The organism is Streptomyces sp. NPDC090077, from assembly GCF_044747545.1.
In the GTDB taxonomy this organism is placed as follows: domain Bacteria; phylum Actinomycetota; class Actinomycetes; order Streptomycetales; family Streptomycetaceae; genus Streptomyces.
In genome coordinates this window covers 283,163-291,440 of record NZ_JBIVEG010000009.1, presented here as the reverse complement: position 1 = coordinate 291,440, position 8,278 = coordinate 283,163, and the positions used below count along the sequence as shown (strand labels likewise).

7 protein-coding genes are annotated in these 8,278 nt (G+C 75.1%); 4 read left to right on the top strand and 3 right to left on the bottom strand.

The window, feature by feature from the left end; translation table 11 throughout:
• Positions 1–309: 309 nt before the first annotated feature.
• From ACIPW5_RS18365 to ACIPW5_RS18350, 4 genes are read left to right on the top strand one after another with little or no spacing between them, the layout of a single operon-like run.
• The gene (locus ACIPW5_RS18365) at positions 310–1,194 is read left to right on the top strand and encodes an NTP transferase domain-containing protein (protein ID WP_401245799.1); all 885 of its coding nucleotides are present in this window, start codon (positions 310–312) and stop codon (positions 1,192–1,194) included.
• Positions 1,191–2,483 (top strand): molybdopterin molybdotransferase MoeA, encoded by a 1,293-nt coding sequence (locus tag ACIPW5_RS18360; RefSeq protein WP_401245797.1) that lies wholly within the window; start codon positions 1,191–1,193, stop codon positions 2,481–2,483. Before ACIPW5_RS18365 ends, ACIPW5_RS18360 begins: the two co-directional genes overlap by 4 nt.
• On the top strand, positions 2,471–3,571 hold the full coding sequence (locus tag ACIPW5_RS18355) for a potassium channel family protein (protein ID WP_401245795.1): 1,101 nt from the start codon (positions 2,471–2,473) through the stop codon (positions 3,569–3,571). The genes ACIPW5_RS18360 and ACIPW5_RS18355 overlap by 13 nt, the downstream gene beginning before the upstream one ends.
• A 19-nt stretch (positions 3,572–3,590) precedes the next feature.
• Entirely contained in the window at positions 3,591–4,568 is a 978-nt protein-coding gene (locus tag ACIPW5_RS18350; protein WP_401245794.1) for an NAD(P)H-quinone oxidoreductase, read from the top strand.
• A 209-nt stretch (positions 4,569–4,777) separates the two neighbouring features.
• Here the strand turns inward: ACIPW5_RS18350 and ACIPW5_RS18345 are convergent, their stop codons facing one another.
• The 3 genes from ACIPW5_RS18345 to pdhA are packed head-to-tail and all read right to left on the bottom strand — an operon-like array spanning position 4,778 to position 8,225.
• A complete protein-coding gene (locus ACIPW5_RS18345; protein WP_401245792.1) occupies positions 4,778–6,094 on the bottom strand; it encodes a dihydrolipoamide acetyltransferase family protein in 1,317 nt (438 codons plus the stop codon).
• Entirely contained in the window at positions 6,094–7,092 is a 999-nt protein-coding gene (locus ACIPW5_RS18340; RefSeq protein WP_401245791.1) for an alpha-ketoacid dehydrogenase subunit beta, read from the bottom strand. Before ACIPW5_RS18340 ends, ACIPW5_RS18345 begins: the two co-directional genes overlap by 1 nt.
• Complete coding sequence (gene pdhA, locus ACIPW5_RS18335) at positions 7,092–8,225, bottom strand: pyruvate dehydrogenase (acetyl-transferring) E1 component subunit alpha (RefSeq protein WP_401245789.1); 1,134 nt, start codon at positions 8,223–8,225, stop codon at positions 7,092–7,094. The genes ACIPW5_RS18340 and pdhA overlap by 1 nt, the downstream gene beginning before the upstream one ends.
• Positions 8,226–8,278 lie beyond the last annotated feature (53 nt).

Here is an 8,278-nt window from a genome sequence, read left to right as displayed (position 1 = left end):
CGCCTCAAACGCCGGCGGGGCTGATTTCAGCCTCGCCGGCGTTTGAGGCGCGGGGGTCTGGGGGCGGAGCCCCCAGAAGGGGTCCGGGCACAGCCCGGGGAACGGGCGAAGGGTGGGTAGGGGACCCCGCCCCGCGCAGCGGGAGCCCACCCCGCACCCGCACACCGGCCCCAGCAGCCGCGGCATGCGCACCGCCCCGGCCAGGGCACAGGCACCCACCCACCCGCCCGGCCAGGGCACCGGCAAGGGCGTAAGCCCCCGGTAAGCGGCCCCCGCCGCACACGGCCCGCCCCCCGCATACTCAGGGGCATGAGCTACGACGCCATCGTCCTCGCCGGCGGCGCCGCCCGGCGCCTCGGCGGGGCCGACAAACCCACCCTCCACGTCGGCGGCCGCACCCTCCTCGACCGCGTCCTCGCCGCGTGCCCGGACGCCGCCGAGACCGTCGTGGTCGGGACCCGCAGGGCCACCGCCCGCCCCGTCCGGTGGACCCGCGAGGACCCGCCCGGCGGCGGCCCGGTGGCCGCGCTGGACGCCGGGATCCGCCGGACCACCGCCCCGCTGGTCCTCGTGCTCTCCGCCGACCTGCCCTTCCTCGACCGGGACACCGTCCACGCCCTCCTCTCCGCCGCGGCCACCGCCGACCGCCCGTGCGACGGGGCCCTGTTGCGGGACGCCGACGGCCGCGACCAGCCCCTCGTCGCCGCCTACCGCACGGAGCCGCTGCGCCGCGAGATCGCCCTGCTCGCCACCGAGCACGGCACCCTCCACGGCCTGCCGCTGCGCGCCCTCACCGCCGAGCTGGAACTGGCCAGGATCGGCGCCGCTCGGCCACTCGCCTCCTTCGACTGCGACACCTGGGAGGACCTGGCAGCGGCCCGCGCCCGGATCAGGGAGCATGGGGACGTGCTGGAGCATTGGATCACCGCTGCCAAGAACGAACTCGGGATCGACGACGTCCCCGTCGACGTCGCGACCCTGCTCGACCTCGCCCGTGACGCCGCCCACGGCGTGGCCCGGCCCGCGGCTCCGCTGACGACGTTCCTCGTCGGCTACGCGGCCGCCCGCGCCGAGGCCAACGGCGGGGACCCGGCCCTGGCCGTCGCCGAGGCCTCCCGCAAGGCCGCCGACCTGGCGCTGCGCTGGGCCGCCGAAGCCCAGCCCCCACACCCCGAGGAGACCGGCTCCGGATGACCCGTACCGACGCCGACGGCGCCCTGGACGAGGCGCTCGCCCTGGTCAGCCGCACCCCCGACCCCGGCGGCGCCGGCGGCCACCGTGCCGCCCCCTGGCTGCGCGCCCGCGAGGCCGCCGCCCGGGCCGGCACGGCCGTGCCGGCCCGCACCCACCGGGTGCCCTTCACGGACGCGCTCGGCGAGGTGCTGACCGCACCGCTCGAAGCCCTCAGCGACCTGCCCTCCTTCGACACCTCGGCCATGGACGGCTGGGCCGTCGCCGGCCCCGGCCCCTGGCGCGTCCGCCCCGGCGACGGGGTCCTCGCGGGGGACGAGCCGCCCGAGCCGCTCGCCGACGGCGAAGCCGTGCGCATCGCCACCGGCGCCCGCGTGCCCGCCGACACCACCGCCGTGATCCGCAGCGAGCACGCGCGCGAGTCCGGCACCCAGCTGTACTCCGACCGGCCCGTGAACACCGGGCAGGACGTCCGCCCGCGCGGCCAGGAGTGCCGTTCGGGCGATCTGCTGCTCCCGGTGGGCTCCCTCGTCACCCCGGCCGTGCTCGGCCTCGCCGCGGCCGCCGGGTACGACGAGCTGGTCACCCGGCCCCGGCCCCGCGTGGAGATCCTCGTCCTCGGCGACGAACTGCTCACCGAAGGCCGTCCGCACGACGGGCTGATCCGGGACGCGCTCAGCCCCATGCTCGGCCCCTGGATCACCCGGCTCGGTGCCGAGGTCATCGGCACGCGCCGGCTCGGCGACGACCCGGCCGGTGCCGAGGCCCTGCTGAAGGCGGTGACCTCCTCCACCGCCGACGTCGTCGTCACCACCGGCGGCACCGCCTCCGGCCCCGTCGACCACGTCCACCCCGTGCTGGAGCGCGCGGGGGCCGAGCTGCTCGTGGACGGAGTCGCCGTGCGCCCCGGGCACCCGATGCTGCTGGCCCGCATCGGCGACCGGGAGGGGGCCCGCCACGTGGTCGGCCTGCCCGGGAACCCGCTCGCCGCCGTGTCCGGGCTGCTGACCCTCGCCGAACCGCTGCTGCGCGCCCTCGCCGGCCGCCGCCAGCGGCCCCGCTACACCGTCCCGGTGGAGGGCGACGTGCCCGGCCACCCGTACGACACCCGGCTCGTGCCGGTGCTGCTGACCGACGAACACGCCGTACCGCTGCGCTACAACGGCCCGGCGATGCTGCGCGGGGTGGCGGGCGCCGACGCGCTGGCCGTCGTACCGCCGCACGGTGCGCGGTCGGGGCAGGAACTGGAGATCCTCGACCTGCCCTGGGCTTCGGGAGGATGTTTCACGTGAAACTCCACGGCCAGGACGCCATGGCGCGCGGCGCCGACGAGAAGCTCGTCTCACGCCGCATCAAACTCCCCAAGCGGGAGGTCGAGAAGCCGCTGCGGCAGGTCACCCGCCGCCTGCTGATGGCCCTCTTCGTGATGTGCCTGACGGTGCTGATCGTCTGGCTCGACCGCGGGGGCTACCACGACAACGCCAACGACTCGGTCGACTTCCTCGACTGCGTCTACTACGCGACCGTGACCCTGTCGACCACGGGCTACGGCGACATCGTCCCGTACAGCGACAGCGCGCGGCTGGTCAACGTCCTGCTGATCACCCCGCTGCGCGTGCTGTTCCTGATCATCCTGGTCGGCACCACCCTGGAGGTGCTGACCGAACGCACCCGCCAGGAGTGGCGGCTCAACCGCTGGAGGAAGAACTTGCGCGAGCACACGGTCGTCGTCGGCTTCGGCACCAAGGGCCGCTCCGCCCTGCAGACGCTGCTGGCGACCGGCCTCCCGAAGGAGCAGGTCGTCATCGTCGACCCGAGTGCCAAGGTCATCGACATCGCCAACGCGGAGGGCTTCACCGGGGTCGTCGGCGACGCCACCCGCTCCGAAGTCCTGCTGCGGGCGGAGGTCCAGAAGGCCCGTCAGATCGTCATCGCCACCCAGCGCGACGACACCGCCGTCCTGGTGACGCTGACGGCCCGCCAGCTCAACCGGGGCGCCAAGATCGTGGCGGCGGTCCGCGAGGAGGAGAACGCGCCGCTGCTGAAGCAGTCCGGCGCGGACGCGGTCATCACGAGCGCGAGCGCCGCGGGACGTCTGCTGGGCCTGTCGGTGCTCAGCCCCAGCGCGGGCACCGTGATGGAGGACCTGATCCATCAGGGCAGCGGCCTGGACCTGATCGAACGGCCCGTCAACAGGTCGGAGGTGGGCCGCAGCGTCCGCGACACCGGCGACCTCGTCGTCAGCGTCCTGCGCGGACACCGGCTGCTCCCGTACGACGACCCGCACGCGAGCCCGCTCCAGCTGACGGACCGCCTGATCACCATCGTCCGGGCGGTACCGCCGACCGGCCCCCAGGTGACCCTGGGCCCGGCGGAGTAGGGCCGGTAGATTCCGGGCCATGCATGCGATCACGATCGAGCAGCCCGGCGGCCCCGAGGCCCTGGTCTGGGCCGAAGTACACGATCCGGTGGCGGGCGAGGGGGAGGTGCTCGTCGAGGTCGCGGCGAGCGCCGTGAACCGCGCCGACGTCCTGCAGCGGCAGGGGTTCTACGATCCGCCGCCGGGCGCCTCCCGGTACCCCGGCCTGGAATGCTCCGGGCGGATCGTCGCGCTCGGGCCGGGCGTGTCCGGCTGGGCGGTGGGCGACGAGGTGTGCGCGCTGCTGTCCGGCGGCGGGTACGCGCAGAAGGTCGCCGTCCCGGCGGGGCAGCTGCTGCCGGTCCCGGAGGGCGTGGACCTGGTGACGGCGGCCGCGCTGCCGGAGGTCGTCGCGACGGTCTGGTCCAACGTCTTCATGGTGGCGGGCCTGCGTCCGGGCGAGACCCTCCTGGTGCACGGCGGCTCCAGCGGCATCGGCACCATGGCGGTCCAGCTGGGCAAGGCCGTCGGGGCGCGGGTGGCGGTGACCGCGGGCGGCAAGGAGAAGCTCGCCCGCTGCGCGGAGCTGGGCGCGGACGTCCTGATCGACTACCGCGAGCAGGACTTCGTCGAGGAGCTGCGGGCCGCGACGGGCGGGGCCGGGGCGGACGTGATCCTGGACATCATGGGCGCGAAGTACCTCGCGCGGAACCTGGACGCGCTGGCCGTGAACGGCCGGCTCGCGGTGATCGGGCTCCAGGGCGGGGTGAAGGCGGAGCTGGACCTGCGCACCCTGCTGGCCAAGCGGGCGGCGGTCACGGCAACCTCGCTGCGCGCCCGCCCGCTGGAGGAGAAGGCGGCGATCATCGCGGCCGTACGCGAGCACGTCTGGCCGCTGATCGCGGCGGGCCGGGTCCGCCCGGTGGTCCACGCGGCGTACCCGATCGCCCAGGCCCCGGAAGCCCACCGGGTCCTGGAGGCCAGCACCCACGTGGGCAAGCTCCTGCTGACGCTCTGACGTACCGGGCGGGTCCGCTGCGCGGGCTGGATTCGCGCAGCGGATTTCAGCCCCGCCGGCGTTCGAGGCGCTGGGGTCTGGGGGTGGAGCCCCCAGGAGGGGTCCGGGCGCAGCCCGGGGAACGGGCGAAGGGCGGGGCGGGGAGCAGCCCGCGCAGCGGCCCCCACCCGCACCCCGCACCACCGCCCGGCCAGGGCACGGGCGGCCGCCTACAGGCTGCGCAACAGCACCGCCGGGTTCTCCACGCAGTCGGCCACGTACCGCAGGAAGCCGCCCGCCGCCCCGCCGTCGCAGACGCGGTGGTCGAAGGTCAGGGAGAGCTGCACGACCTGGCGGACGGCCAGCTCGCCCCGGTGGACCCACGGCTTCGGGATGATCCGGCCCACGCCGAGCATGGCCGCCTCGGGGTGGTTGATGATCGGCGTGGAGCCGTCCACTCCGAACACCCCGTAGTTGTTCAGGGTGAACGTGCCGCCGGTCAGGTCGGACGGGGCCAGCTTCCCGGCCCGGGCCAGCTCGGTGAGCCGGGCGAACTCCGCCGACAGGGACTCCGGGCTGCGCGTGTGGGCGTCCCGGACCACCGGGACCATCAGCCCCCGCCCGGTCTGCGCGGCGAAGCCCAGGTGCACGGCCGGGAGCCGGACGATCTCGTTGGCGGCGAGGTCCACCGTGGAGTTGAGCTCGGGGTACTTGGCGAGTGCGGCCGTGCAGATCCGGGCGAACAGCGCGAGCACCGAGATCTTCGGCCCGTCCACGGCGTTCATCGCGGCCCGCGCCGCCATCAGCTCGGTGGCGTCCGCGTCGACCCAGCACGTGGCCTCGGGGATCTCGCGCCGGCTGCGCGAGAGCTTCTCCGCCACGGCGCCCCGCAGCCCCTTGAGCGGGATCCGCTCCCCCGTCGGGGCGGCGGCCGGCGCGGCGGCCACGGGCTCGGGGGCCCGGAGCGCGGCTTCCACGTCGGCCCGCAGGATCAGGCCCTCCGGCCCGGATCCGCGCAGCGCCCGCAGGTCGACCCCGTTGTCCCGGGCCAGCTTGCGCACGAGCGGCGAGATCACCGGCACCGGCCCGGCGGCAACCACCGGAGCCACGGGAGCCGCGGGAGCCACCGGGACCGGGGCCGGGGCCGCGACGGGCGCCGACACCGCGGCGGTGACGGGTCGCACCCGCCGCCGACGCGCCGGGCGCGAGTGGTCCGAGCCGTAGCCGATCAGCGGCCGGGGCGCGTCGGCGGAGGCCTGCGCGTCCGCGACGGCCTCCACCGCCCCGGCGGGCGCCGACTCCGCGCCCACCGCCACGGTGATCAGCGGGGCGCCGACCGGCAGCTCCTCGCCCTCCTCGCCGAACCGGGCGGTGACCACACCGCCGTACGGGCAGGGCACCTCCACCATCGCCTTGGCCGTCTCGACCTCGACGACCGGCTGGTCGATGGCGACGACGTCGCCCACCGCCACCAGCCACCGCACGATCTCGGCCTCGGTCAGGCCCTCGCCGAGGTCGGGCAGCTTGAATTCCATGACCTGCGGCATCAGTTCTCCCACTGCAGGCGGGCCACGGCGTCGAGGATCCGCTCCACGCCGGGCAGGTGGTACTTCTCCAGCATCGGAGGCGGGTACGGGATGTCGAAGCCCGTCACGCGCAGCACCGGAGCCTCCAGGTGGTGGAAGCAGCGCTCCATCACGCGGGCGGCGATCTCCGCGCCCGGTCCGCCGAAGCCGCCGGCCTCGTGGACCACGACCGCGCGCCCGGTACGGCGTACGGAGGCCACGACGGTCTCCTCGTCGAAGGGGACGAGGGAGCGCAGGTCCAGGACCTCCAGGTCCCAGCCCTCCTCGCGGGCGGCCTCGGCAGCCTCCAGGCAGAGCGGCAGCGAGGGGCCGTACGTGATCAGGGTGGCGCTCGTTCCGGCCCGGCGAACCAGGGCCTTTCCGATGCCCGGGACGGCCGCGGGGGCCTCCGGGGACCACTGCGCCTTGGACCAGTAGAGCCGCTTCGGCTCCAGGAAGACCACCGGGTCGTCGCTCGCGATCGACTCGCGCAGCAGCCCGTACGCGTCCTCGACCGTCGCCGGGGTCACGACGGTGAGCCCGGGGGTGGCCGTGTAGTAGGCCTCGGAGGAGTCGCAGTGGTGCTCGACGCCGCCGATCCCGCCGCCGTACGGCACGCGGATGGTGATCGGCAGCGGCATCTTGCCCCGGGTGCGGTTGCGCATCTTCGCCACGTGCGAGATGAGCTGCTCGAAGGCGGGGTAGGCGAACGCGTCGAACTGCATCTCCACGACCGGCCGCAGCCCGTACATGGCCATGCCGACGGCGGTGCCCAGGATGCCGGCCTCGGCGAGCGGGGTGTCCGTGACGCGGTCCTCGCCGAACTCCTTCACGAGCCCGTCGGTGATCCGGAAGACCCCGCCGAGCGCACCGACGTCCTCGCCCATCACGTGAACGGTCGGGTCCTCGGCCATCGCGTCGCGCATGGCCCGGGTCAGGGCCTGCGCCATCGTGGCGGGCTTGGCGGCGACGGTCGTCATCACTCGCCCTCCGCTTCCAGCTCGGCGCGCAGCATGGCGGCCTGCTCGCGCAGCCGGCCGGTCTGCTCCGCGTAGACGTGCGCGAACAGGTCCATCGGGTCGGTCACGGGATCGGCGTTCATCCGCTCGCGGAGGTCCGCCGCCATCGCCTCGGCCGCGTCGCGCGCCTCCTGGATGCCCTCGGCGTCCAGGATCCCGCGGGCGGTCAGCTCGCGCTCCAGCAGCTGCACCGGGTCGTGCGCCTTCCAGGCCTCGACCTCGGCGTCGGTGCGGTAGCGGGTGGCGTCGTCGGCGTTCGTGTGGGCCTCCATCCGGTAGGTGACGGCCTCGATCAGGGTCGGTCCGCCGCCCGCGCGGGCCCGCTTCACCGCCTCGGTGAGGACCTCGTGCATGGCGGCGACGTCGTTGCCGTCGACCAGCCGGCCGGGCATCCCGTAGCCCACGGCCTTGTGGGCGAGGGTGGGGGCCGCGGTCTGCTTGGCGAGCGGGACGGAGATCGCGAAGCCGTTGTTCTGGACGAGGAAGACCACCGGGGCCTGCCAGACGGCGGCGAAGTTCAGCGCCTCGTGGAAGTCGCCCTCGCTGGTGCCGCCGTCGCCGACCATGGCGAGCGCGACGACCTCGTCGCCGCGCAGCCGCGCGGCGTGCGCCAGGCCCACCGCGTGCGGCAGCTGGGTGGCGAGGGGGGTGCACAGGGGGGCTATGCGGTGCTCGCGGGGGTCGTACCCGGTGTGCCAGTCGCCGCGGAGCAGCGTCAGCGCCTGTACGGGGTCCAGTCCGCGCGCCACGGCCGCGAGGGTGTCGCGGTAGCTCGGGAAGAGCCAGTCCTGCTCCTCCAGGACCAGCGCGGCCGCGATCTCGGCGGCCTCCTGCCCGACGGTGGAGGGGTACACGGCGAGACGGCCCTGCTTGGTCAGGGCGGTGGCCTGCGCGTTGTAGCGGCGGCCTCGGACGAGCTCGGCGTAGTACCGGCGCATGAGCGCGGGGTCGAGCTCCTCCGCCGCCGGAGTGCCCAGCACCCGGTAGGGCTCGGGGTCCGGCAGCAGCGGCGCGGCCTCCGTGCGGGGCCTCCAGGCGGGCGGCGGGGTGACACGGTGCGACGCACCGGCACCGGGCAGCTCTTGGACCGTCATGGCGGCGTACACCTCCTCGTGGGAAGCGGGCTGGGGGCGCCACCGGGTGTGAG

Bases quoted from the DNA above. Each gene is read 5' to 3' on its own strand.
- ACIPW5_RS18360 (WP_401245797.1), top strand. From the start codon at position 1,191: ATGACCCGTACCGACGCCGACGGCGCCCTGGACGAGGCGCTCGCCCTG.
- pdhA (WP_401245789.1), bottom strand. From the start codon at position 8,225: ATGACGGTCCAAGAGCTGCCCGGTGCCGGTGCGTCGCACCGTGTCACC.
- ACIPW5_RS18345 (WP_401245792.1), bottom strand. From the start codon at position 6,094: ATGCCGCAGGTCATGGAATTCAAGCTGCCCGACCTCGGCGAGGGCCTG.
- ACIPW5_RS18350 (WP_401245794.1), top strand. From the start codon at position 3,591: ATGCATGCGATCACGATCGAGCAGCCCGGCGGCCCCGAGGCCCTGGTC.
- ACIPW5_RS18340 (WP_401245791.1), bottom strand. From the start codon at position 7,092: ATGACGACCGTCGCCGCCAAGCCCGCCACGATGGCGCAGGCCCTGACC.
- ACIPW5_RS18365 (WP_401245799.1), top strand. From the start codon at position 310: ATGAGCTACGACGCCATCGTCCTCGCCGGCGGCGCCGCCCGGCGCCTC.
- ACIPW5_RS18355 (WP_401245795.1), top strand. From the start codon at position 2,471: ATGTTTCACGTGAAACTCCACGGCCAGGACGCCATGGCGCGCGGCGCC.